The sequence below is a fragment of the uncultured Fluviicola sp. genome, from assembly GCF_902168135.1.
Lineage (GTDB): Bacteria > Bacteroidota > Bacteroidia > Flavobacteriales_D > Crocinitomicaceae > Fluviicola.
Genome location: NZ_CABHOL010000042.1, coordinates 1 through 24,427, shown reverse-complemented (window position 1 = coordinate 24,427; position 24,427 = coordinate 1). Strand labels below are relative to the sequence as shown.

At 41.4% G+C, this 24,427-nt stretch carries 21 protein-coding genes; 9 read left to right on the top strand and 12 right to left on the bottom strand.

The window, feature by feature from the left end:
- Positions 1-160: 160 nt before the first annotated feature.
- Together QZT69_RS14320 and QZT69_RS14315 are read left to right on the top strand one after the other, a co-directional pair.
- Entirely contained in the window at positions 161-2,650 is a 2,490-nt protein-coding gene (locus tag QZT69_RS14320) for a PIG-L family deacetylase (RefSeq protein ID WP_294675861.1), read from the top strand.
- Positions 2,651-2,818: 168 nt separating this feature from the next.
- On the top strand, positions 2,819-4,537 hold the full coding sequence (locus QZT69_RS14315; protein WP_294675858.1) for a sodium:solute symporter: 1,719 nt from the start codon (positions 2,819-2,821) through the stop codon (positions 4,535-4,537).
- 41 nt (positions 4,538-4,578) lie between these two features.
- On the opposite strand, the gene QZT69_RS14310 is transcribed toward QZT69_RS14315, so the two are convergent.
- Positions 4,579-5,694: an outer membrane beta-barrel protein gene (locus QZT69_RS14310; RefSeq protein WP_294675852.1), complete on the bottom strand. Its 1,116-nt coding sequence runs from the start codon at positions 5,692-5,694 to the stop codon at positions 4,579-4,581.
- Between the two features lie 204 nt (positions 5,695-5,898).
- Between QZT69_RS14310 and QZT69_RS14305 the strand changes: the two genes are divergently transcribed.
- The 3 genes from QZT69_RS14305 to QZT69_RS14295 are packed head-to-tail and all read left to right on the top strand — an operon-like array spanning position 5,899 to position 8,107.
- On the top strand, positions 5,899-6,270 hold the full coding sequence (locus tag QZT69_RS14305) for a hypothetical protein (RefSeq protein ID WP_294675844.1): 372 nt from the start codon (positions 5,899-5,901) through the stop codon (positions 6,268-6,270).
- Between the two features lie 39 nt (positions 6,271-6,309).
- Entirely contained in the window at positions 6,310-7,083 is a 774-nt protein-coding gene (locus tag QZT69_RS14300) for an MbnP family protein (RefSeq protein ID WP_294675838.1), read from the top strand.
- Positions 7,040-8,107 (top strand): cytochrome c peroxidase, encoded by a 1,068-nt coding sequence (locus QZT69_RS14295; RefSeq protein WP_294675834.1) that lies wholly within the window; start codon positions 7,040-7,042, stop codon positions 8,105-8,107. Before QZT69_RS14300 ends, QZT69_RS14295 begins: the two co-directional genes overlap by 44 nt.
- Positions 8,108-8,218: 111 nt before the next feature.
- On the opposite strand, the gene QZT69_RS14290 is transcribed toward QZT69_RS14295, so the two are convergent.
- The 11 genes from QZT69_RS14290 to QZT69_RS14240 all read right to left on the bottom strand — a co-directional run bounded on the left by QZT69_RS14290 (position 8,219) and on the right by QZT69_RS14240 (position 20,499).
- On the bottom strand, positions 8,219-9,070 hold the full coding sequence (locus tag QZT69_RS14290; protein ID WP_294675825.1) for a DUF2911 domain-containing protein: 852 nt from the start codon (positions 9,068-9,070) through the stop codon (positions 8,219-8,221).
- A gap of 189 nt (positions 9,071-9,259) precedes the next feature.
- Positions 9,260-9,799, bottom strand: a complete 540-nt coding sequence (locus QZT69_RS14285) for an AraC family transcriptional regulator (protein ID WP_294675822.1) — start codon at positions 9,797-9,799, stop codon at positions 9,260-9,262.
- Between the two features lie 159 nt (positions 9,800-9,958).
- A complete protein-coding gene (locus tag QZT69_RS14280; RefSeq protein WP_294675814.1) occupies positions 9,959-10,528 on the bottom strand; it encodes an AraC family transcriptional regulator in 570 nt (189 codons plus the stop codon).
- Between the two features lie 167 nt (positions 10,529-10,695).
- Positions 10,696-11,337 carry a porin family protein gene (locus QZT69_RS14275; protein ID WP_294675810.1) on the bottom strand — a complete coding sequence of 214 codons (642 nt, stop codon included), beginning with the start codon at positions 11,335-11,337 and terminating at the stop codon, positions 10,696-10,698.
- A 116-nt stretch (positions 11,338-11,453) separates the two neighbouring features.
- Positions 11,454-11,633, bottom strand: coding sequence for a hypothetical protein (locus QZT69_RS14270; protein ID WP_294675796.1), 180 nt, complete (start codon positions 11,631-11,633; stop codon positions 11,454-11,456).
- A gap of 265 nt (positions 11,634-11,898) precedes the next feature.
- Positions 11,899-12,333, bottom strand: a complete 435-nt coding sequence (locus QZT69_RS14265) for a peptidase M23 (RefSeq protein WP_294675790.1) — start codon at positions 12,331-12,333, stop codon at positions 11,899-11,901.
- Positions 12,334-12,563: 230 nt separating this feature from the next.
- Entirely contained in the window at positions 12,564-12,800 is a 237-nt protein-coding gene (locus QZT69_RS14260) for a hypothetical protein (RefSeq protein ID WP_294675783.1), read from the bottom strand.
- A gap of 128 nt (positions 12,801-12,928) precedes the next feature.
- Positions 12,929-15,193: a TonB-dependent receptor plug domain-containing protein gene (locus QZT69_RS14255; RefSeq protein WP_294675776.1), complete on the bottom strand. Its 2,265-nt coding sequence runs from the start codon at positions 15,191-15,193 to the stop codon at positions 12,929-12,931.
- 22 nt (positions 15,194-15,215) lie between these two features.
- Positions 15,216-16,553, bottom strand: a complete 1,338-nt coding sequence (locus QZT69_RS14250) for a hypothetical protein (protein WP_294675774.1) — start codon at positions 16,551-16,553, stop codon at positions 15,216-15,218.
- Between the two features lie 144 nt (positions 16,554-16,697).
- On the bottom strand, positions 16,698-18,752 hold the full coding sequence (locus QZT69_RS14245; RefSeq protein ID WP_294675767.1) for a DUF4331 family protein: 2,055 nt from the start codon (positions 18,750-18,752) through the stop codon (positions 16,698-16,700).
- Between the two features lie 28 nt (positions 18,753-18,780).
- Positions 18,781-20,499, bottom strand: coding sequence for a DUF4331 domain-containing protein (locus QZT69_RS14240; RefSeq protein WP_294675762.1), 1,719 nt, complete (start codon positions 20,497-20,499; stop codon positions 18,781-18,783).
- Positions 20,500-20,850: 351 nt separating this feature from the next.
- On the opposite strand from QZT69_RS14240, the gene QZT69_RS14235 reads away from it, so the two are divergent.
- From QZT69_RS14235 to QZT69_RS14220, 4 genes are all read left to right on the top strand, one after another.
- Positions 20,851-21,336, top strand: coding sequence for a MarR family transcriptional regulator (locus QZT69_RS14235; RefSeq protein WP_294675758.1), 486 nt, complete (start codon positions 20,851-20,853; stop codon positions 21,334-21,336).
- Positions 21,337-21,344: 8 nt separating this feature from the next.
- The gene (locus QZT69_RS14230) at positions 21,345-22,697 is read left to right on the top strand and encodes a TolC family protein (RefSeq protein ID WP_294675754.1); all 1,353 of its coding nucleotides are present in this window, start codon (positions 21,345-21,347) and stop codon (positions 22,695-22,697) included.
- 117 nt (positions 22,698-22,814) lie between these two features.
- Positions 22,815-23,930 carry an efflux RND transporter periplasmic adaptor subunit gene (locus tag QZT69_RS14225; RefSeq protein WP_294675749.1) on the top strand — a complete coding sequence of 372 codons (1,116 nt, stop codon included), beginning with the start codon at positions 22,815-22,817 and terminating at the stop codon, positions 23,928-23,930.
- Between the two features lie 121 nt (positions 23,931-24,051).
- Positions 24,052-24,427 (top strand): efflux RND transporter permease subunit (locus QZT69_RS14220; protein WP_294675742.1); only part of this gene is annotated, 376 nt, incomplete at its 3' end.

Here is a 24,427-nt window from a genome sequence, read left to right as displayed (position 1 = left end):
TTTCACTCTTGCTGTAGTGCAAAAGTCCTGTTTGAAGATACGAAAAGGAACTTCACCTCCTTGCAAACTTCCTTAAAGAATTGTTAAAGACCGGAAGGTCTTAGTCATCAAATGCCAGATTTCCTGTATTATTGCGCACGATATTACACTTTACAAACGCATGATTAAACTATTTTCACTCGCTCTAGCATTTTTTCTCGGACAAAACTTAATCGCTCAAACTTCCCCGGAATTAAATTCTGCGGAAATCCTTCTGGGAATCAAGAAACTAAACACCGTTGGCTCGGTACTTTACATTGCTGCGCATCCGGATGACGAGAACACCCGTTTATTAGGTTATCTTGCCAAAGAGAAAAACCTTCGCACCGGTTATTTATCACTTACTCGTGGGGACGGCGGTCAAAACCTCATCGGGAAAGAACAGGGCGAAGCTCTGGGGCTTATCCGTACACAGGAACTACTGGCTGCCAGAAGAACAGACGGAGCAGAACAATTCTTTACACGCGCAAACGACTTCGGATTCTCCAAAAACCCGGAAGAAACATTTACGATCTGGAACAAAGACAGCATTCTAAAAGATGTTGTATTGGCAATCCGCCGATTCAAACCGGATGTGATCATCTGCCGTTTCCCTACAACAGGTGAAGGTGGACACGGACACCACACCGCTTCGGCAATCTTGGCCATGGAAGCATTTGACCTGGCAGCTGATCCGACCAAATTCCCGGAACAACTCAAAGAAGTACAAGTTTGGAAAACAAAACGCATTTTCTGGAATACCTTCAATTTCGGGGGAAACAATACAACCTCGGAAGACCAGTTAAAACTGGATGTGGGAACTTACAATCCGTTACTCGGAATCAGTTACGGTGAAGTAGCTGCAAACAGCCGTTCGATGCATAAAAGCCAGGGATTCGGATCGGCAAAACAACGCGGAGAAAGCATCGAATATTTTAAATTCCTAAAAGGCGAACCGGCTGAAAAGGACATCTTTGAAGGAGTGAATACTTCCTGGAAACGTCTTCCGGTTTCTGCAGACATTGAAAATTTATTAAATGCCTGTATCGCGAATTTCAATCCGCAGCACCCGGAAGGTTCTCTTCCTGCATTGGAAAATGTTTATACCAAATTGCAGCAGCTTGACGAGAAAGATCCGAATGTTTGTTACTGGAAAAACCGGAAGCTTGAGGCTTGTCAGGAACTGATCATTCAATGTGCCGGTTTATGGATGGAATCAACGGTTTCTGATTACAGCGCCGTTCCGGGAAGTGAAATCACTATTTCAAACCAGATTATTGCACGCAACATTGGAAATGTGAAGCTGAATGGTTTGTCATTCATCGGTCAAACGGACAAAAGCACAACGCTTACATTGAACAAAAACAAACTGGAAACGATTGAGCAAAAAGAAATTCTTCCGAAGACAAGTGCATACTCAACCCCTTACTGGCTGGCAGAACCACATACCATTGGAATGTATACGGTAAGCAATTCTGCTTTGATCGGAACCCCGGAGAACAGATCTGCAAAAAGCGTTGTTTACCATATCAGCATCGATGGAATAAATTTCGATGTGGAACGCGGGTTGGTCTTCAAATCCACGGACCCTGTAAAAGGAGAAGTTTACCGTCCGTTTGAGATCCTGCCTCCGGTTACGATCAATATCACCGACCAGGTCTTTGTCTTCAGTGCCATGACTCCGAAAGAAATTTCTTTTACCGTTAAAGCAAACCAGGCAAAAGTAAAAGGAACCGTAAAAGTTGCCGTTCCTGCAGGTTGGAAAATAGAGATTAAAAATCCGGAAGTAAACCTGGAGAAAAAAGGCGACGAACAAATCGTAAAAGCCATACTTACCCCTGAAAAGAGCGGAAAAGACGGACAGCTGCGTGCTTCTGTTTTAATCGATGGAAGTCAATATACCAAAAGCATAACACGCATTGAATACGACCACATCCCTTACCAGTTCTTCTTAAGCGATGCCGAAGCAAAAATCGTATTCCTTGACTTAAAGAAAACAAACAATAAGATCGCATACATTCCCGGGGCCGGAGATAATGTGGTAGCTTGTTTAACGCAGATCGGTTACGACGTGACCTTATTGACAGATGAATTATTGGCGAAAGAAGATCTGAGCGTGTATGCGAGTATTGTAACAGGTGTTCGCGCTTACAATACCAACGACCGCATGCGTGTATATTATGACAAATTAATGAATTATGTACAGCAGGGAGGAAACCTGATCGTTCAATACAACACCAATAACCGCATTGCTCCGATGGAAACGAAGATCGGTCCTTTTCCGTTCACCATTTCCAGGGACCGTGTAACAGTTGACAATGCAGCCGTAGAATTCACCAATCCGAAACACCCGGTTTTGAACACACCGAATATCATTACGCAAAAGGATTTTGAAGGCTGGGTGCAGGAACGCGGGATTTATTTTGCTACGGAAATGGACCCGCATTATGAAACCGTCTTTTCGATGCACGATCCGAACGAAAAACCAAGTTCCGGAAGCCTTATCATTGCAAAACACGGAAAAGGGAACTTCGTATACACGGGATTGGTGTTTTTCCGGGAGTTACCGGCAGGAATTCCGGGTGCTTACCGTTTGTTTGTGAACTTGTTGAGCTTGCCGCAAAACAAATAATAAAACCGTAGGGGTAAGTCGCGACTCCCCCCTACGGTTTCAAATACAAGAAAGAGATTTCATGAGTGAAGATCAAGATCATAAAAACTGGAATTGGGCATATGCCGGAGTGATCGGTGCACTGGCAGTGCTGATCGTATTCTTTTACTTTTTTACCCGACATTTCTCATGAGCGCGATAGATTGGATTGTACTGATTATTACATTGCTGGCTGTCATCGGTTACGGCTTGTATAAAAGCAAGAGCGAAAAGACCCTGGACGGCTATTTCAAAAGCAGTAATTCCATGAGCTGGATCCTGATCCTGCTTTCCATCATGGGAACACAGGCGAGCGCTATTACTTTCCTCTCGGCACCGGGTCAGGCTTATACCGATGGAATGCGCTTTGTTCAGTACTATTTCGGGCTGCCATTGGCCATGGTCGTTCTATGTGTTACTTTTATCCCGATTTATCACAAGCTGAAAGTTTTTACGGCCTACGAGTACCTGGAACAGCGTTTTGATCTGAAAACACGCTCACTGGCTTCTATTTTATTTTTGGTGCAGCGTGCACTTTCAACCGGAATCAGTATTTATGCCCCTTCTATCATTTTGGCTTCCCTGCTTGGCTGGAATATTTATTACACGAACCTCGTAATGGGAGGATTCCTTATCATTTATACCGTGACAGGCGGAACGAAAGCTGTGACCTATACACAAATGCAGCAATTGATCGTGGTATTCATCGGGATGTTCCTGGCCGGATACCTGGTTGTTCAAATGCTTCCGAAAAATGTCAGCTTCACCGATGCTTTGCATGTTGCCGGGAAAATGGGAAAACTGAATGTCATTGAAACCAAGATTGATGTTACAGATTCCGCGTGGTGGAAAGACAAGTACAACATCTGGAGCGGATTGATCGGTGGATTCTTTTTAGCCCTCTCCTATTTCGGAACTGATCAGTCGCAGGTTGGGCGTTATCTGACGGCTAAGAATACCAAAGAAAGCCGGACAGGATTGCTCATGAACGGTTTGGTGAAAGTGCCTATGCAATTCCTGATATTACTGGTGGGAAGTTTGGTCTTTGTCTTCTATATGTTTTTCCAATCGCCTATCTTCTTCAATCAGAAAGAAGTGGATAAGGTCCTGGCTTCCGGATACAAAACAGAATTCCGTGCACTTCAGGCAAAACATGATTCTTTGAACACCATTCGACAGGTGCAAACCACCCAACTGGCAGATGCTTTGAATGCCGAAAACCAGCCGGAAATCGATCATTTACAAAAGAACCTCCTTCAGATCGAATCACAGACAAAAGTAGTGCGTGAAGATGCTTTGGCGGTGATGAAGAAAGCCAATAGTACTGCGGATACCAACGATACCAATTACATTTTCCTCTATTTCGTAGTGGAAAACCTACCCAAAGGTTTAATCGGTTTACTGATTGCCATGATTTTCCTGGCGGCCTGGGGAAGTATCGCCGCAGCGTTGAATTCTCTGGCTTCGACCACAGTTATTGACCTTTACAAACGGATGTGGGTGAAAGACAAAAGCGAGTTGCATTATTACAAAGCTTCCAGGTGGTTCACATTCGGTTGGGGACTTTTTGCCATTGCCACTGCTATGTTTGCCAGCAAACTGGGAAGTTTGATTGAAGCTGTAAACGTATTGGGATCCCTTTTCTACGGAACTATTTTAGGAATGTTCCTGGTGGCATTCTATCTGAAAAGAATTGGCGGCTTAGCCGTTTTCTGGGGAGCGATCATCACTGAAGTGATTGTAATCGGTATTTACGCAATCGATGTGATCTCCTTCCTTTGGCTGAACGTAATAGGCTGTATGTTGGTGTTGATTATCGCGGGGATTATCCAGTTATTTTTGCAAAAAGGTAAACAACCGGAAGTGTAGAAGAAAGTTTACTGATACGGGAGAACAGAAGAAATGATGTGTTAAAACCAAACCGTTAAATTCGTGATCAACAGATTACTCCAATTCGTTTCCTGTTTGTTTTCGCCGATAAACATTTTCCGGTCTGAATAAAACGATCTCCCTTCCAATCGGAAAAGGGCATTGTTTCCCACTTTCACATTCAGGCACAACCCGGCACTATAGGCATCGAATCCTTTTACAGAGGTAATCGGAACAACGTGTACGGATTTCAGGTCATTAAAGTATTCTATTCGACCTGCTAATGAAATCGCTTTGGTAAATTGATATGCCGCGATTACATTAGCCTGCCACCAAACGGCCCGGGATTTAACTCCCAATGTATCCTTTTTGTCTTGCAGACCAATATATGCGCATGAGGTCATTGAAAACTTGCGGGAAGAATTATAAATGAAATAAACATCCGTGAAATAGCGTGTCCGATTTTCCGGTGTTAGCTTGGAGGACTCATCTCCCACATAAGTATCCCAGTTAATGAGTACATTATTTGATGGACGGTATTCTACCTGAGTTCCCACCGAAAGCGGATTATTTACATCGTTTATGACCTGCCAGCCGTTGAGAATATATCCGTATGCCTTTATTTTTTTTCCGATCGGTGCACTAACTTTTACTCCTGTCAAATAATAAGGCACGTATTCCGGAGCAAATGAACGGGTATACATGGGATGATCTTTTGAAATCGCCGTTTCATTGGTGAAAGGAGACCCCATAATTCCGGCATCAACCCAGATATCTCTATTCTTCGAAATGCGAACTCCTACGTTTGCTTCAACCAGGTTTTTCAGACTTCCTTTTTCATTGGCATAGTTGGCATTGATATAGGTCCCGAATCCGGGAACCAGTCTCCCTCGTACACGTTTATTGATATACTGCAATTCGATGTAGGCCAGGTTTATATTAATCTCATTATGGCGTGATGATGAAACAAAATAGGGCCTGTCGGAAGTTTCCGGATGATTGAAATCGAATCCATAATAAGCATCAACCAGGCCTCCGATCTTTATTTTTCCGATTTCCAAGGAGTCATAATTCGCTGTCATACCCGTATTAACGACCTGGCCAAGTAAATGACCGCTTATAAGGGTTACAAAAAATAGGAGCACTAAGAATTTCATAAGTTTATTTGTGTTTTGCGGCTCCTGACCAAGTTTCTGTCAAAAGACGCATCAGATCATCGGATTTTTTGCAACGTAAAGCTACAAGGATTTCAGGAATAATTCTATCGAAATATTTCAATTGCACATGTGAAATCACTTCCAAAAAACACTTACTTTCGCACTGTGAAAAGAATAGTACTTTTTTTGATTATTTGTTCATTTTTGATTCAAGCGTCAATTAAGACTGTTATTTTCATCGATTGGAAAGTCAATCAGATTCGCATTACGGAACTGTATTGTATCAACAAGGATAATCCATTGATGCATTGTAACGGACAGTGTTACCTTTCAAAGCAATTAAAAAAGATCGAATCGGATTACCACGAATCTAAAGCCCCTTTTAATCCCAAGCACATCAAATCTGCCGAGTTCCTGCTCTACATCGAAAACTTCCCTGCAATTGGTGCGGAATTTTCTTCTGTAGCTGACAGCAGCTTCAAAGGCGGTATTTACCGGCATTCTTTGAAGCAGCAATACCTTGCTTGTTGTTTCAAACCACCTTGTTTTTCTTCTGATATCAAATTAACCGCTTAACCCGAGCCGATTAATTTTTATTAAGAAAGAAAAACAAACATGAAAAACACCTTTAAACTAGGGTTTATTGCCCTTGCATTGTCTGCTATTGCCGCATGCAAAAAAGACAAAATCGAACCAACCGATTCAGCAACTTTGGGAACAGATAACGTTGTCCTGAAAATAGAACACACCTGGCAGGACAGTCTGGAGTTTCAATTGAATACAGATTTAGTCAATCCCTTAACCGGAGACTCCTTAAACTTTACAACATTCAAATACTACATTTCCAATATCCGTTTGAAAAAAGCTGACGGAAGCTGGTGGACACAGCCAAACAGCTACTTTTTGTTGGATTTATCTGCCCAGGGAACCACTCCTTCCATGCAGCTGACCGGCGTTCCTTATGGAGAATACACCGAGGTCGAATATGTATTGGGTGTTGACAGTACACGCAACGTTTCAGGCGCACAGGACGGAGCTTTGTCGCCTTCTTTGGGCATGTTCTGGAGCTGGAATTCCGGTTATATTATGCTGAAAGCGGAAGGAATTTCACCAAACGCGTCCATGGGCGGATCGTTCGCCTTTCATTTAGGAGGATTCTCCGGTGTAAATAATGTGGTTACCAAAAAGTCGCATACGTTTGTTGGAAACAGCCTTTCCGTAAGTGGAAACGGACATTGTCAAATTCACCTGGAAGCAGCCCCTCAAACATTGTGGCAGACCGTTGGAAGTGTAAGCGGGAATTCAATGATTCACATGCCTGGTTCAGGTGCTAAAACAATGTCAGATGATTTCTTTGGCTCGTTTGAATTCGAACACATTCATGAGTAACTGGAGATGGATCAGGCTGCTTGCTGTTATTGCAGTTGGCAGTCTGATTGTTTCTTGTAAAAAGGAACAGGTAGAACCTTATAAAAAGTGGGGATTCTCCAAACCGGATTACTTTCCGGAACCGGTTTATAACTTTGATAATAATAAGCAAACGTTTCAGAAGTTTACATTGGGAAGAGAACTGTTTTATGATCCGTTTTTATCCTCAGACGGAACAGTTTCCTGTGCATCCTGTCATGCAAATTCGCATGCTTTTGCCGGACATAACACGGCATTAAGCCCCGGAGTGAATAATTTACTCGGGACACGAAATTCTCCATCCATTGCAAACATGGCCTGGTCTCCGTCTTTTATGTGGGACGGAGGAATCAATCACATTGAAGTGATGCCGATTGCTCCGCTGACCAATCCGGTGGAAATGAATGAAACACTTGCCAATATTATCGCTAAGTTGCAACAATCCGAGAAGTACAAAAAGCTTTTTAAAGAAGCTTACGGAACCGAAGACGTTACAGATCAGAGGGTCCTAAAGGCCCTCACTCAATATATGATGATGATTGTTTCCAATAATTCGAAGTACGACCAGGTAAAGCACGGGGAAGCAACCTTTACCGATGCCGAACAACAGGGATATGAACTATTTCAGCAAAAATGCAGTCAATGTCATACCGAACCGCTGTTTACAGATTATTCGTTCCGAAACAACGGATTGGACCAGTCTTTTTCCGATGGAGGGCGTTTTTTGATTACACAGAACGAAAACGACAAAGGAAAGTTTAAAGTTCCTAGTCTGCGCAACGTGGCACTAACCTATCCGTACATGCATGATGGGAGATATTATACCCTGAATGATGTTTTAAACCATTATGCAACCGGAGTTCAGCATTCTTCTACGCTTGATCCGCTATTGGAAAACGGGATACCGCTGCCGGGGAATGAAAAAACACTGCTGATCGCATTTCTCAATACCCTGAGCGATTACCATTTGATGACCGATTTTTGGCTGGCTGAGCCGAAACACTAAAATTCAAAAGCCCGTCTAACATTTAAAGACGGGCTTTCATGTATTCGAAAAGTGTTTTCAAAAAACACCCTTCCGTCGAAGCAGAAAGGCTTATCAAATCTTTTTTTCGGATTACTTATTATCTGAAAGCAATTTCTCGCCTAAGGCAACGTAATCATCGCTCTTCGCTTCTTTAGCCAAAGCAATTGATTTCTCTGCGCTTGCTTTTCCTGCAGCTTTATCACCCAGTTTGTACTCGATGCGTGCCTTCAGGTTAAACATATAAAATGCCTTCGGGTTTTCCTCTGTTGCTTTTGTTGCCCACTCCAATGCTTTTTTCAGGTCTTTTCCATTGTCAAAATAGTAACCTGCAGCTCTGAAGTATTCCGGTTTGTCGGATTTCATAGATGCATCGATGCTTTCCATTACGCGTGCGTCGATATCCGTTGTCATTTTGACAGCAACCACCGTGTTTTCCCAAAGCAGCATCAATTTCGCTTCCGTTGGTGTTACATCCCCGATGTTGATCATGAAAGATTCCATTTTCATCGGGATTTTCATTGATTTCACCTTGAAACGCACTACTTCGTTCTCTGTTTTGTAATCTCCGACATTCCCGTTCAAAGTCAAATCTTTGTACAACATGATTTCCCAGCTGTCTTTGTTCGGAACAGTATATAAACCGTAAGTTCCCGGTTTAACCACATTTCCTTCCAATTTCACTTCATCGGTAAAGGTGATTTTAGTGGTTGCGTTCGCTCCGGTTCTCCAGATCTTTCCATAAGGAACAACATCTCCGAAGATCGTACGGCCTTTCACCGCAGGTCGGGAGTATTCAACAGTTACTTCTCCCAAACCGAATTTTTGTGTAACTGTTTGTAATGGACTTGGTGCCGGTACGGTAATCTTTTGTGCAGCTGCTCCTAAAGAAAGCATCCCGAAAGCCAGGAATAAGACCGCTTTGTTTGTAATTGTCATTTTCATATTGATTCAAATTTGAATTTGCCTCGTGAAAATAGGGCTTATTTGGCTAGCAAAACCGGATTTAACGTTTTATTAGGATTTAGGAATTCAAGCTATCCGTATATTTTCGGTGCGAGTGATTCCGTATCAAACCTGTGCAAATACCCAAAAACCATCTGCATGGTCGAAAACGGATATATAACAACCCGATCAGAAATTTTCCAAATTGTTGTTCCGTTTCTGTTTTAACAATTTGTAAAAAGATGGGGAAAGACCCGTAATTTTTTTGAACTGATTCGACAAATGGGCTACACTACTGTAATTCAACTTGTAAGAGATTTCTGTGAGGTTCAATTCATCATACAATAAAAGCTCCTTGACGCGTTCGATCCTGTTTACAATGATAAACTGCTGAATGGTAATTCCTTTCACTTCTGAAAAGATATTGGAAAGATAAGTGTAGTCGTAATTCAGTTTTTCACTGATATAATCAGAATAATTAACCTTGGGCTGATCTTCCGAATAATGGATCATTTCTATAATCACCCCTTTAATCTGTTCAATCAGGATACTTTTTTTGTCTTCAAGCAGCTCTAAACCGGATTTCAACAAATTTGCTCTCAGGATTTCACGATTATCCATTGAAATATCCTCCAGGATCTCAATGACTCCCAAATCTACCACCAGTGAGTGTAAGCCGAGTTTTTGCAATTCATATTCCACCAGCATTTTGCAGCGTTGACTTACCATGTATTTTATATACAATTTCAAATCATGAGGTATTAAGTAAAATAAGATGTGATAGAATAATTTGTATCTGTTCTTAGTTTTTTTTCGCAAGAGTTATTATTGGATAATGTCGTGGGGGCACGGATCGTTTAACTGATCCTCCGAATGCATCATTTGTTGTTACGTCGTACTCACTTCTTTTTGGACCTCCATTCGTTTTTCTTTCATTTTCTTAAAGTAAAATGGTGTCAAATCAGTGATCTTCTTAAACACCCTTGTCAATTGAGTGCCATTCCGATAATGGAGCTGCAGGGCAATTTGCTTCACACTCAGATCTTCATACAACAGCATTTCCTTGATCCGCTCCACCTGTTGTATTATAATAAACTGTGGTAAATTAACACCATGTACTTCCGAAAATAAATATGTTATCTCCGAATAATTAAACCCTAATTTTTCAATTAAATGATCCGGGTATTGCTGCCTGGACATTTCAGGGTGCTTATAGATCAGATCAGAAATGGATGTTGAAATGCGGTCCAGTAATTTACTGTTTTCGTCATCCAGAACTTCAAATCCTAACTTAAGTATCCGTTCCCGGAACCGGGTTCCCTGTTCTGCAGATAATTCTTCCTGGAACTCAACCATACCCTGATTGATCCTTGGCATAACGACTCCCAGTTTTTTAAGTTCTTGAGCAACCAATTTTTTGCAGCGAAGGCTGACCATGTACTTGATATATATTTTCAAAATCGGTTTGTATTATAATATCGATGAAGGTAAGCTAATTTAGCACAGCTTAAGTTGTTTTCATTTTATTTTTTTCTGATTATCAACAAATTAAAAAATCATTCATAAAAAAAGGCCATTTGATTTTGAAATTATTCAAATGACCTGTTCGACAAATAGCAAGCAAACTAGATCTTAAATCCGATGGTTAGCTGAACGAACTGATTTCTGTAACGGGGTGTTGTCGAAGTGCCGTCTCCTTTATTTTTTTGAAGGTCCCAACAAGCTCTTCCGGAAACAACTATGTGGTAGATGTTAATATCAAATCCTGTAGAAATCCCGAAGATATTCTTTCGAATGTTGTCATTGTCGAATTCTTCCTGCTGTGCGGAACTATTGTCGCCAAAACGATACTCATTCCTTTCACTGAGCTGAAAAGAGAATTGCGGACCGACTAAAATCGTCAGGAAAGCCAGCGGTTTGATTTGAAACTGGAGTGGAATATCTATCCAATTTGTTGTTTTCTTGTAAGAATAAGAAGTTCCCAGCAATGTCCCCGAAGCCTTGAATCCTTTTTGAGAAAATAGTACTTCCGGTTGAATTCCAATGTATCTTCCGATCGGAATCCCGACGAAAACCCCTCCTGCAAAGCCCAATTTGGCGTTGGCATCGAAATCCTCACCTTCCGAATCCCAAACGTTGGATAAATTACCCCCTGCCCGGGCACCGAAGGTAAAATTCTCCCGGCGGTCATATTTATCTGATTCCTGAGCGTTTACCGTTAACCCTATTCCGATTATGGCAAATAATACTAATCCTATTTTTTTCATTTTATCGTTTATAAATGTGGAAGAAGTTCCACATGCAAAGGTTGGTTAATGCGGATGATATAGCATTACACCTTAAATACTAAACCTTACATCAATCACTTGTTTGATGCATCGAATCAGATAAACCAATACCTTTTATTCGATTCCAGTTCATATTTTTCAAGCAGTTCCAATAGATTGTTATGGTATCTTCTTAAGTCTGCCAGTTTAATTTTGGAGTCATTTTCATTTACGGGAAACTCAGGCATTTCATCCAGGTACCTGGAAAGTTCAGGACGCTTTTTTTTAATTTCCATGATCCGGGCCATAATCCTCATTGTTTCAACCTGATGGATTTGGTACTTTCTGTGTTTCGTACTTAAAAACCCCAAGGAGGAACTAACAAATTTCCGAAATCTGTTTAATAGCGTATTACTTACTTGATTTTCCATTTTTTTTCCCGATAAAAAAAGGAGACGCCGAGGCGTACTCCCTTTCTAACCAATTCTCAGAATAACTGCCCTACTATTGATTTTAGCAATAGAGAACATCTGTTCTTACTAATTGTTTATTTGTATTATTTTACATTGTCTTTTCAAAATCCTTTAACAATTTTTCCAGTTCACTCATATCAGTGTCAAATTCATGTCGAAACTCTTTCCAGTATTCCTTATTGTCGACTCTGTATTGGCGTATACGCAACTCCAATTCGTCATTTCTTTTCCGCATGACGGCAATTTTTTCATTCCGGAATCCTAAAACTTCCCCTTTCAAGCCTGTTTTTTGATCCTGAAGCTTTGCAATCTTCAATTTATTTTCTCTCAAATCAGATTCTATCGATGTGCGGTAAAGTGCGACTTCTTTTGCATAGTTTCTATTGGCTCTATCCAAATCATCCTGTGAATTTTGAACATCTTCAGATGCCTGATCCACTTTTTCTGCTTTTGTTGTTGTACAAGCTGCAAGAAGGATCACCAGGATAGGCAGTATCCAAAAAGATGTGTTGTTTTTTTTCATAATTTCAATTTTGTGTAATGATGTTTAATACTGCAAAAGTTCTTAGCCGGTGTCCATGAGTTACTGCATAATTTCCGTCAAAGATTCACTTTCAAAGAATTTGGTACACATGATATTTAAACTAAAAAGTGTCTGTCTGTCGCTCAAACTTACAGACACCTTTCACTTAAGATCTAGAAACAGGAACTATTGATGCTCCTTACTGTTTTTGAACTATCCTTAAACAAGGATTAAACTTCACATTTATTGATGATATTAATCACCTCTTCACGTTTTTTGTTCAATCTTGTTTCTACTCGTTGAAGTAATTCGTTTTCCTTGCCCGGTTCAAATTTCAAATCTGAATCTGTCAATTGATTGAATTTCTCTTTTAACAACTGAGACTGCTTAGTCCAGTTTCCCGAAATTTTAAATGACTCTGTTTTTTTTTCTGAGTTGGTATTTGTGTTTTTTTCTACTGTTGACATAACGTTTGTTTTAAAAATGAATACTCTTTTGTGGTGTCAAAGGTGATCTTTAATCCCACCCAAAGCATTACATAATAAAAGACCATTGTTACACAAGTCCCACTTAGCACTTGATAAGTCGAAGAAGATTAAAACATAAATTTTACCTGAAGCCTGCAGGAAAAGGGAGTACCCGGAGTAAAATGAATTTCCGATACGGGTTGTGATTCATCTTTTAGCAGGGATTCTGTGAGAAATTGTGTCTCGTTCCAGTTTACATTGAACAGGTTATTGACAATACCGGTAATCACAAACGATTTATGCTGGTATCCCAAGGTAAAATCGTTCACAAAATACCCTTTTGCCAACACACTGCGGTCTTCATTGGCAGCTCTATCTCCCATATAGCGGTAAGAAAGAGTGGCAAAAATTCCTTTTTTGAAGTTCAGCTGCACTTTTCCATCGGAAGTAAAAACAGGAGCCAAAGGAATGTAATTTTCTCCTTTTGGTTCAGCGACCGAACGTGCGTGAGAGTAATTGAGGTTGGAATACAAAAACAACCATTTTGTTGGTTGAAAGGTTACTCCGGCGTCAAAACCCAAACGCTGCGAGCGGCCACTTGGTTCCACCACTCCTGCATCTCCAACATATACAAATTCCTGCTCGGAAAGCAAATACCACAAAGCCCCATTGAACAACAGGTTTTTCGTAATTTTCCAGGAAGCACCCAAATCCGTACCGAGCGCTAAAGGAAGAGCTTTTTTATCTAACTTATCCGAAGAAAGTAATACACGCGCATCATTGGAATGATAGCCTATGCCGGATTTCAGGTAAAGCTGTACGTTATTAGTTGCATTGTACAACAGCGATAACTTAGGCAAAAGAACGGCTTGAGAAATACTTTTGGGCTGATAAACGCTGTCTTTCAGACTGTTGTAGTAGAAATTAACATTGTCCGCGCGCAAAGCAGCACTAAGAACAAACCGGTTGATTTCCAGTTTACCGGAAATGTATCCGAAGATGTTCGACTCATTGATATCACCCAGTTGGATTTGGTTTCGGAGCTCCGTACGCCCGGTAGTCTGTGCAAGCCCGATGTTGTTGATATCATCATAACGGAATCCGCCTCCCCCCGTGAAATTAAAGGTGGTGTTTTCATTGAATGAAAAAGTCTTTTTGTATTCTGTTTTTCCTCCATAGATTTTTCGGCTCTCGTATTGGTGGATCTGATCTCCGTTGAGAGAATCTTCGAGGAAGAAAGTGAAATTCGAAAAGAGCGAAAAATCATACATGGAAACAAAAAAATCACTTTTCAAAGAGGAAGAAGCATTTATCTTCTGGATCACTCCCAATTGGACATTAGTCCTGGAAGTATTTCCTCCTTCTGTATTGTCGATGGCACCAAAGCGTGAGATCATTCCGTTTTTAACCGCTCTTTCCGGAATTTGCCCGGATGCATTCCAACTGCTTTGAAAGGTGGATGCCGAGACTGTAATCTTGAAATTGGGAGAAATGACACCGGTATATTTTCCGTAGAAATTGATCCGTTTGAAATCTTGCGGAGATTCAAAATAATTGTCCGTCTGATAATAATCGGCTGCGAAATAAGCATTGTTGCGCTGGTTTTCCAGGACCTTTATCCCGGCTGTGATCTTTTTGTGATCGAACATCCCGTATTCTCCGGAAACAAAGCTTTTGGACAATTGTTCACGGGTCTGAAAGTCTACTGAACCTGCAGTCGCCAAATTCCCTTTTGTGACATCATACGGACCTTTTTCAAAATGAATCCTGTCAATTACTTCAGGCATCACAAAGTGAAAATCCGCATATCCCTGTCCATGTGCATGAGAAACCATATTTACCGGCATTCCATCCAGGGAAAGTGCTACATCGGTTCCATGATCAATATCAAATCCACGCAGAAACATTTGCTCTGCTTTTCCGCCTCCGGCATGCTGTGCCACAAACAACCCCGGAACGAGGGTCAGCAATTCCTGTGCGGAACGAACCGGCTGCAGGGTCAGGTTAATATTGGCAGTTTGTGTTAAATGCGTTCTGTTACCGGTCACTTTTACCTCGCTTAATTCGGTAGAATTCTCTAACAACTGGAATAAGACATTCTTTTCAAAATAGCTTTCATTATCGATCAAAAAAGTGCGTTTTTGGTATCCCTGGCTTTCAATCAGGATCGAATCTCCCAAATGCACATCTGTCAACACAAATTCTCCCAAGCCATTAGTCATAACGGATTTGACAGAGCCCAGCAAACTTACTTTTGCATTTTGAATCCCCTGGGATTGCTGATCAATCACAATTCCATTGATACCGTGAGAAAAGCCAATGGTTGAGCACAGAACGATACTGATCAGCAGCAACAGCTGCTTGCCATTCATAACAAACGGAATATTTTTCATAGCAGATAGTTTTTAAAATGAATCAGGAAATCATCTTTTTAGCACGTTCTGCAAACAAGTGGTCCTGGTACGGATCAATTGAGAAAGCTTTCCTGATTTGTTTTTTGTCATTATTGATCAACCCACTGATACAGTACAAATCGCCGTCCTGCTTGTTGGTTTTCATCGCAATTTTGATGTGCTTGGTTGCATTCTCTTTATCCCCGTTGGCGTAATAGGCAAAGGCAAGCAGACGGTTCACATCAATGTTGTTCGGACGAAGCTTGTATTCTTTCAACCCCAGATCAAGTGCCCGTTTGTAGTCTTTTTTGAAATCCAATAAGAAGAATGCGAATTCCATATTAACATTGTGCCCGGATTCAATATCCTCCTGGAACATAGACTCAATTCTTGGGATCAATCGTTTCACTTCAGCCTTTTTCCCTTGTTTGCGGTACAATTTGGCCTGATCCATAACAAAACTGATTTCTGGTACTGCATTCAGAGCAACAGTATACAGGGAATCAGCTTTTGCATAATTCCCCAGTTTACCTTCAATGCTTGCCATTCCGGCAACTCCGAACGGATAGTTTGCTCTTTCTTTGGCTGCAAATTCGTAATAAGCACGTGCGGAGTCTAACTGATTGTGATTTTCCAGCATTTTCCCCATGGTTACGATTGTCCAGCATTTGTATTCGGAATACGGCGCTCCTGCCTCAATGGCCTGCTCCATGGATTTAATACTTCCTTTCATATCCCCGTAAATTTCACGCAGGTATGAAATGCGGCTGTACGAGCGCAAATCCGGACGAATGGAAATCATTTTATCGCAATTCTTAACGGCTTCTTCGTAATTTCCTATTTCTACATTCGCATCTACCAATACCCCGTAAATTCCGGAATTGGTATTATTCAAGGCCAATGCTTTTTTGCCAGTCAGTAATGCCTCGTTGAATTTATGCTGGGACAACTGGACAGTGGATTTATAGAACAGAGCTGTAAAATGCTGATCGGCGGTCATCTTTGCGGTATCCTTCAAAGTTTCGTTCAACGTTACAAGTGCAGCATTATAATAGTAAGGATGCTCTCCTGTAACACGTGCTTCGTAGATATAGATCTCTGACAATTTGATTAAACTTTCAATTTTGTTTTTTTCATTTTCTGCCTCAAAAGAAAGTTTATTGAATTTTTCTTTGAGCTGTAAAAACTCATCGTAAGACAGGTCTTTTTCGCGTTCAAGCAGCTGGGGAATCCGGAACCCCTGTTTCAGGGCAACCACCTTCTCTTCTTTTTTTGTAGTATCACAAGAAGTAATCAGGGAAGAAGCACCCAACAAAGCGGTCATTGCCAGCAAGTAAAAATTGTATTTATTTTTTTTCATAACTGTAGTGTTTAGCGTTTAAAATCATAGCAAAACTGATACAGTTACGAGCCAAAGCAAGTTTTGGATTTTGAAAAGCTGATTTATATAAAAAACGTAGGGGCGGAAAATTTTCCGCCCCTACGTTTTTTATTATTTAGTGATTTACGATTTTACCACCTTCACCAATTTGCTTGCTTTTCCTTTCTGGCTTTTGATGTTTACACGTGCGTAATAAACCCCATCCGAGAGCGTTGAAGTATTTAACGTTTGCGTATGCTTACCGGACGATTGCTTGGTAATCGGTAAAACCGTTCCAACTAACTGACCCGATAAGGTAAACAGACGAATCTCAACCTGCGCATCTGTATCTAAGTTATATTCAAAACTAACAGAACTTGTAAACGGATTCGGATACGCTTTAATGGCGTATTTTTCAGCATTTACAGAGTTTTCCGTTAATCCTACAGTAGTAGAAGGCGGAAGGATTGCAGGTTGCGTATAGTTGTATGGTTTACCCAAACAATTATCTGTTCCACGATGCGGAGCGGCAACATAAGGAAAGGTGCTGCTAAATGCCACATCATTTTCCTCAACACCAGTTGAATAGGTCAAAACACCTAACAAATCAGCTGTAACCGGATTCGGTCCGCCTGCCGTGTAATCGTCGTACCACAAACCAATTGCTGCCAATACGACACCACCAACTGCCTGTAATTCAATACGTGTTACGTCATCCTCCAAACGGCGTCCGTTCGGGAATCCATCCATATTCGGGATAAACTCCAAATTGGCATTGGTGTTATAAGGAGCTTGTGTCAATCCCAAAACTGCTGCCTGCACCAATCCTAAAGAACTAAATTCAGGAGAATTTCGCGGAGTTGCCGGAACTGCCATATTCAAACGCAGCATATCACCGAAAGTCGGCAGGAAGTTGTTAATAAACGGTTTTCCTACAGCCAGCGGGTTTCCGTTTTTACCTGTCGCCAGTTGATAAGGTGCCAGGTTTGGAACACCTGTATGGAAAATCGGCAGGATATCTACAGAACGCGGTTTCCCCTCGCGAAGCAGGTAATTTCCGAATAACAAAGTATCCAGAGCTGTCCCCGCTCCTGCATTTGTAGCGCGTAACGGCCATAAACCATCGTGCGTATTTCCGAAATCGAATGACTGCAATGAATTGCGCTGAATTCTTAAGGGAGAAAATGCAGGAACTGCTGCTCCGAACAGATCGTCATCCATGTACAAAGCCAATTCCGGGTTACAGAAATTATCTTCCATTGCCGGGTTTTCATTGTAAGGAGTTCTTGAATTCCACTCGTCCTTTTGTCCAACCGGAATCACAGCCTCGTTTGTCAATGGCATTCCCAGGCGTGAAACCTGAATCCAGTTGCCAGATTCAGCAAATTCCCCCGTTGAAGGATTTAAGGTACGTGTTTCCTGGCGGCTGGCAGATGCCCATACACCAATGATGTAATCGCTGTCCAGAATATTAGCAGCTGCACTTACAGGCTGGCCATTTTTCTGCAAAACAGAAACCGGCACCTGGATAGCAATCGTGCTTACATTCAAACATTTAAGTCCATCATCCGGAGTACCTCCGTTTTGACGCGGAGCGTCACCCAAATCGAAAATACCTCCCAAATCCACGAAGAACGGATCATCCGAAGGACCACAGAACACTTTTTCATTCATACCTGTAGTTTCGATTGCACTGCTCATCAAGTTTTGGTAAGTATCACCCAATCCAACAACATTGTTTTCGATGGAACGCGCACCGATATTAGGCGGAGGAACAGTTCCTGCAGCAATGACAGTAGTGAAAGGACCTCCATTAATACTACGTTCCATCAGGTACGTCGTTTTGTGATTCTCTGCACCTAAACGGATATCAAAAAACGTTGTGGGATCTTCATTTGTTTGAGAAAACGTGAATCTGTAAGTGATGTCATCACCGGCAGTCCCATCATTTTCAATATGGATCTCATATCGGATATTTTCACCGAAACTATAGTAATTAGGTCCTCCATGCGGCACTTGCAAAGGAACATAATTTGCAATAATGGTAATTGAATTCGGATCGTTCGGGCTCTTAAAAGCGTACAAATCCGTATTATCTGCAAGTGGATCATTTGCAATTAGCGGTGCTTCTCTGTGACTTGAAGCGAAGACCGTTCCAAACGGAAGCACCACCACTAAATATTTAATTAAATTTTTCATCTTTTAAAACTTTATGTGAAACTTCTGTTTAGTCCTTACCAGCCCAAGGTGATGCGACATAAGGAAATGAGGTTTTAAATGCCACGTCGTTTTGCTCTACCCCGGTAGAATAATTGAGGACATTCAGCAATAAGTTTGTAACAGGCGACTGAGCTGAGGAGGAAGCGTTGTAATCATCGTACCACAATCCAATTGCTGCTAATACAACTCCACCTACTGCCTGTAATTCGATTCGTGTAACATCGTCTTCCAAACGGCGTCCGTTCGGGAAACCGTCCATATTCGGAATAAATTGAATAGCTGTTGAAGTGTTATAAGCCGGATCTGTTAATCCTAAAACAGCAGCCTGTACCAACCCCAGTGAACTGAACGACATACTATTTCTGGGAGTCGCAGGAACTGCCATATTCAACCGCAGCATGTCACCTCCACTTGGCAAAAAGTTGCTGATGAATGGTTTTCCGGCTGCCAAAGGATTTCCGTTTTTCCCGGTCGCCAATTGATAAGGTGCCATATTCGGAACTCCTGTATGAAAGATCGGCCATAAATCCACAGATCTTGGCTTACCTGCTCCAGGCAACAATAATGTTCCGAAAACGGCATCATCCAATGCGGTCCCTGCAACTGCTGCAGAACCTTTCAATGGCCATAAACCATCTTTTGTATTTCCGAAATCAAACGACTGCAGTGAGTTACGCTGAATACGTAATCCTGCAAAAGCCGGAACTGCTCCTCCAAACAAACTGTCATCCATGTATAAAGCCAATTCCGGATTGTAAAAATGCTCGTCCAGAGTTGTTTCAGCTAATTCCTGGTATGGAGTCAATGAATTCCAAAAATCTTTTTTCCCGACAGGAATAACCGCCTCATTAGTCAAAGGCATTCCCAGACGAGATACCTGAACCCAGTTTCCTCCGTAATTTTGAGAACCTGTAGTAAGGGTACGCGTTGTTTGACGACTTGCAGAAGCCCATACACCGATAACAAAATCCGGATCCAAAATATTTGAAGCTGCAGAAACTCCCAAGCCGTCTTTTTGTAAAACAGATACCGGAATTTTAATCGCAATGGAATGGGTATTGAATTTAGCCAATCCGTCACGCACAACCCCACCGTTATTTTGACGCGGTGCATCTCCCAAATCGAAAATACCGCCCAAATCCACGAAAAACGGATCATCCGAAGGACCACAAAATACCTGTCCACCTTCAGGAGTAGCATAAATTGAACTTGCAATCAACGCGTCGTAATTCGCGGCGCCTAATCCAACCGGTGCATTACCAATTGATCGCTCACCGATATTCGGCGGCGGTACCGTTAACCCCGTCATAAACGTGGTAAATGTTGCTCCACCATCCGTACTTTTTTCGATCATGTAGGTGGTTTTCGCATTTTCCTGACCCAGACGAACAGCAAAGAACGTCGTTGGGTCCTGGTTTACCCTGGAGAAGGTAAAACGATAGGTGATATCGTCACCAGGTGTTGAGACATCATTGTCTACATGGATTTCATAACGAATGTTCTCTCCGAAAGTGTAATAGTTCGGACCTCCATTTCGAAATTCAGCCGGGATGTAATTGGCAATGATCGTAATAGAATTCGGATCATCAGGGCTTTTGAATGCATACACATCGGTATTGTCTGCCAATGGGTCATTTGCAATCAAAGGAGCTTCTCTGTGACTCGAACCGTAGCTCAATGAAGCCATGCTTCCGGCTAGCATAAACGAGAATAAGATTTTTTTCATCCTTTTCATAATTAATTAGTAAATAGTCAATTATCTCTTAACAGAAAGAGACAAACTACATACGCAGGAAACCGGATTCTAGATTTTTAACAGATCATTAAAATTTATAAATCAACTTTTGAATTTCAAATTTGTGCGTAACACCCGTTTTTTATCCGCACACCGATTCCTTTCTACCACTCACCGATTTCCTGTTCTTCATCCGAATGTGTCCGCATAATTTTGGTTCGCAAACAAATGTTAAAAGTTTAAGTTTTTTTAGTTCGGTACTTTCTGAACTAAAAAAACCATCTAACTTTGCGGGAACTAAATTCCGGATGATTGAATCTCCGGTTTAACTGTAAAAAGCATATGACAAACGTTCAATTAACCCAGGAGCAACGGGAACTCATCGAAAGAATGGGTGTTTTCTACGAGCAGCATGGAATTCCTCCTATGGAAGGTCGCATCATGTCCCTGCTTATTGTTTGTGATGAACCGGAACTTACTTTTGATCAGATCCGCGAGTTGCTCGGAATCAGCAAAAGTACTACCAGCTCGGCATTGAATACCCTATTAATAACCAAACGAGTAATCTACAGAACAAAACCCGGAGACCGCAAGCGTTATTTTGCAAGTAATATTCTTCAGTGGCAGGAAAGCTTCACAGAGAATTTTCAGAAGTTCTTTGAAGTAATCAAGATCATGAAAGAAGCATTAAACCAGCGTACTCCAAAAACACCCGAATTCAACCGTCAGATGGCTGAATTCATTGAATTCACGGAATACATCAGTGTGGAATTCCCACGGATCTACCTGGAATGGACAAAACGTAACACACAGAATAACAATAAATAATAACCAGTATGAAGGAGAAAACACACAACCCTCGCCTGAGCTTACTGATGCTGCTTGCCCTTTTGGCCGGAAGCATGAGCTTTGCCAGGGCGCAATCGGGCCCGATGACACTGCAGCAATGCATTCAGTACGGTCTGACCAAAAACAAAGGTGTACTGAAATCGAAATTGGAGATTGATCGTGCCGATGAAAAGAGAGCTGAAACACGTTCAGAATATTTGCCACAGGTAAACGGAACAATCTCTTTCCAGGATAATTTGAAACTACAGACTTCCATTCTTCCCGGAGAATTGATCGGTCAACCCGGAACACAGGTACCTGTACAATTTGGTACCAAGTATAACACCAGTGCCGGGGTTGATGCCAAACAAGTGATTTACAATCAATCGCTGATCTATGCCATGAGGCTGACCCGTGAAAACTTCAAAGTTTCAGAGATCAATGCCAGAAAGACAGAAGAACAATTAATCTACGATATTGCAGGTGCATATTATTCGGCACAGATTTCATTTACTCAAAAGAAATTGGTTGAATCAAACCTGGCACAGATAGATTCATTGTATAAGATCACTCAAATTCAGTTTGAGAATGATGCTGCGAAGCAACTGGACCTGGATAAATTGACCGTTAATAAGACGAATCTTCAGACGGAATTGATCACAAGTACATCAAGTTATGAAAAACAATTATTGCTTTTGAAATATTATATGGGAATGCCATTGGACGGAGCAATTGAAGTTACAGAGATTAACACCAAAGAGCAGCAACCTGCAGCGATTGTAGACATGAATTCACTCTACAATACGGACCTGGAACTAATCCAGGCACAACGAGAAATCTACACAGTTACGTTGAAACAAATCAGGGCCGGTTATCTTCCTTCATTGTCATTGAGCTTTCAGTCTTCGGTACAAAACATGCAAAACGACCTGCGAATGTTCAATAAGGATGCACAATGGTTCCCGACTTCCTACTTAGGACTTAATTTGTCGATCCCAATCTTCGACGGGCTTGCTAAAAACTCGCGTGTAAAACAGACTAAGATCCAAATAGAACAATCGGTCCTGGAAGAAGAATACCTGACAGAAAATCTCAAAATGCAGCGCGAGAACGCGAACAATAACCTGAAAGCAAATCAGGCTGCGCTTACAAGTCAGCAGAGCAACATTGAACTGGCGCAAAGAGTTTACGCTGTAACGCAGGCACAATTTGTGGGCGGTATTGCAACAGTCACAGATCTTGTAAATGCGGAAACATCCTTAAGAGATGCACAGACAAACTACCTGAAAGCATTGGTACAGGTAAAACTAGGCGAACTGGATCTCATTAAGTCAACAGGAAACATCGGAACATTAAAATAATAAAGTTTAAAGGGTTCCAAAGGTTTAAAAGTTCAATTTGAACATTTGAACATTTGAACATTTGAACATTTGAACATTTGAACATTTGAACATTTGAAACCAGAAATATTTAAAAACATGGAAAATCAAGAACTACATAAAAACTCTGGCCAGCAGCCAAAAAAGAAAGGAGTATTCAGACGAATCATTCTACCTATCCTGATCGGGATCGTTATTTTGGTCATAATTATGGCGAAGCTGGGAAGCAACAAAGAGAAAATGGACGCCAATGCTTCTATTACCGAGCAAAAAATGACCATTTTCCCGGTAACGGTTGCAGAACCAAAAATGGAAACAGTTTCCCAGGATTTCGAACTGAACGGAAACTTCATCCCCGACCATCAGTTGAGTTTCGTTTCAGAAACTTCGGGCCGTGTGAAAACCTTAAACATTGAGAACGGTGACGTTGTAACAGCAGGAAAAGTAATTGCAACGCTGGACAATGAACAAATCCGCATTGATCTTGCCTTGGCAAAAACAACTTTAGACAAAGCAAAATCAGACCTGGAAAAATACGAACGCATGGTTACAAGCGGAGCTGTCAACAAACAGCAGGTAGAAGATAAGCGAATGGAAGTAAATACTGCTGACGCCAAAGTAAAAACGCTGCAGCACAGCTTAAAACTGACGACAATCGTTTCCCCTATCTCAGGAGTTGTTTCAAACGTGGCTATTGAAAAGGGAAGTTATTTAGCTCCGGGAACTGCTATCGCAGATATCGTGGATATCAAATCACTGAAAATGAGCGTTAAATTACTGGATGTTCAGGTTGTTCGCGTGAAAGCAGGTCAATCTGTCAACATCATCCCGGACTTATACAATACCACTTCCATTGCGGGTAAAGTAGTTTCCGTTTCACCGCAGGCAGACGGTTCCAAGAAGTTTAACACGGAAATCCGTTTCACCAATCCGGCGAAGACTCCTTTGAAATCAGGAATGACCGGAAAAGTGAAGTTTACATTCGGGGGCACAAAAGAAGCCCTGACTATTCCATTGAAATGTCTTGCAGGAAGCATCAAAGATCCTAAAGTATTCGTGATCAGAGATGGTAAAGCTCATTTGACAAAAATTGAGATCGGAGCGGTAGATGACGACAAGATCGAAGTTGTATCCGGTTTAACAGAAGGAATGAAGGTGGTAAAAACAGGTCAGTTGAATATCGACAACGGGTCCAAAGTTAAGATCATCAAGTAAATAATTATCAATGAATAAATTATGAATTATCAAGATTGAGCTATTCGGCTTGATAATTCTAATCATTCATAATTGATAATTAAGATACATAGTGTCTTTAAAGAACTAAAAATTAAGAAATATGTCTATTACAGAATTAGCCATAAAAAGACCCTCGTTGATCGTTGTGATCTTCTCGGTCCTGGGTTTCCTCGGAATCCTCAGCTATTCCAAATTGAATTACGAGCTGATGCCGAAATTCTCCATTCCTGTGGTAACTGTTACAACTCAGTATCCGGGAGCTTCTCCTTCGGAAGTTGAGAATTCGGTAACCAAAAAAATTGAAGATGCACTTTCCGGAGTGGAAGGATTGGATTACACGCAGTCGACCTCTATGGAAGGTATTTCCATGGTTGTATTGATGCTGAAAAACGACATGGACCCTGACAAAGCCCTTCAGGAAGCACAACGCAAAATTAACGCGATGCTTTCTACCCTGCCGGAAGAAGTCCTTTCAC

Coding starts and splice junctions, on each gene's coding strand:
- QZT69_RS14245 (WP_294675767.1), bottom strand. CDS start 18,752: ATGAAAAATTTAATTAAATATTTAGTGGTGGTGCTTCCGTTTGGAACG.
- QZT69_RS14270 (WP_294675796.1), bottom strand. CDS start 11,633: ATGGAAATTAAAAAAAAGCGTCCTGAACTTTCCAGGTACCTGGATGAA.
- QZT69_RS14230 (WP_294675754.1), top strand. CDS start 21,345: ATGAAGGAGAAAACACACAACCCTCGCCTGAGCTTACTGATGCTGCTT.
- QZT69_RS14290 (WP_294675825.1), bottom strand. CDS start 9,070: ATGAAAATGACAATTACAAACAAAGCGGTCTTATTCCTGGCTTTCGGG.
- QZT69_RS14315 (WP_294675858.1), top strand. CDS start 2,819: ATGAGCGCGATAGATTGGATTGTACTGATTATTACATTGCTGGCTGTC.
- QZT69_RS14310 (WP_294675852.1), bottom strand. CDS start 5,694: ATGAAATTCTTAGTGCTCCTATTTTTTGTAACCCTTATAAGCGGTCAT.
- QZT69_RS14265 (WP_294675790.1), bottom strand. CDS start 12,333: ATGAAAAAAAACAACACATCTTTTTGGATACTGCCTATCCTGGTGATC.
- QZT69_RS14260 (WP_294675783.1), bottom strand. CDS start 12,800: ATGTCAACAGTAGAAAAAAACACAAATACCAACTCAGAAAAAAAAACA.
- QZT69_RS14250 (WP_294675774.1), bottom strand. CDS start 16,553: ATGAAAAAAAATAAATACAATTTTTACTTGCTGGCAATGACCGCTTTG.
- QZT69_RS14255 (WP_294675776.1), bottom strand. CDS start 15,193: ATGAAAAATATTCCGTTTGTTATGAATGGCAAGCAGCTGTTGCTGCTG.
- QZT69_RS14240 (WP_294675762.1), bottom strand. CDS start 20,499: ATGAAAAAAATCTTATTCTCGTTTATGCTAGCCGGAAGCATGGCTTCA.
- QZT69_RS14285 (WP_294675822.1), bottom strand. CDS start 9,799: ATGGTAAGTCAACGCTGCAAAATGCTGGTGGAATATGAATTGCAAAAA.
- QZT69_RS14275 (WP_294675810.1), bottom strand. CDS start 11,337: ATGAAAAAAATAGGATTAGTATTATTTGCCATAATCGGAATAGGGTTA.
- QZT69_RS14300 (WP_294675838.1), top strand. CDS start 6,310: ATGAAAAACACCTTTAAACTAGGGTTTATTGCCCTTGCATTGTCTGCT.
- QZT69_RS14235 (WP_294675758.1), top strand. CDS start 20,851: ATGACAAACGTTCAATTAACCCAGGAGCAACGGGAACTCATCGAAAGA.
- QZT69_RS14225 (WP_294675749.1), top strand. CDS start 22,815: ATGGAAAATCAAGAACTACATAAAAACTCTGGCCAGCAGCCAAAAAAG.
- QZT69_RS14295 (WP_294675834.1), top strand. CDS start 7,040: ATGATTTCTTTGGCTCGTTTGAATTCGAACACATTCATGAGTAACTGG.
- QZT69_RS14320 (WP_294675861.1), top strand. CDS start 161: ATGATTAAACTATTTTCACTCGCTCTAGCATTTTTTCTCGGACAAAAC.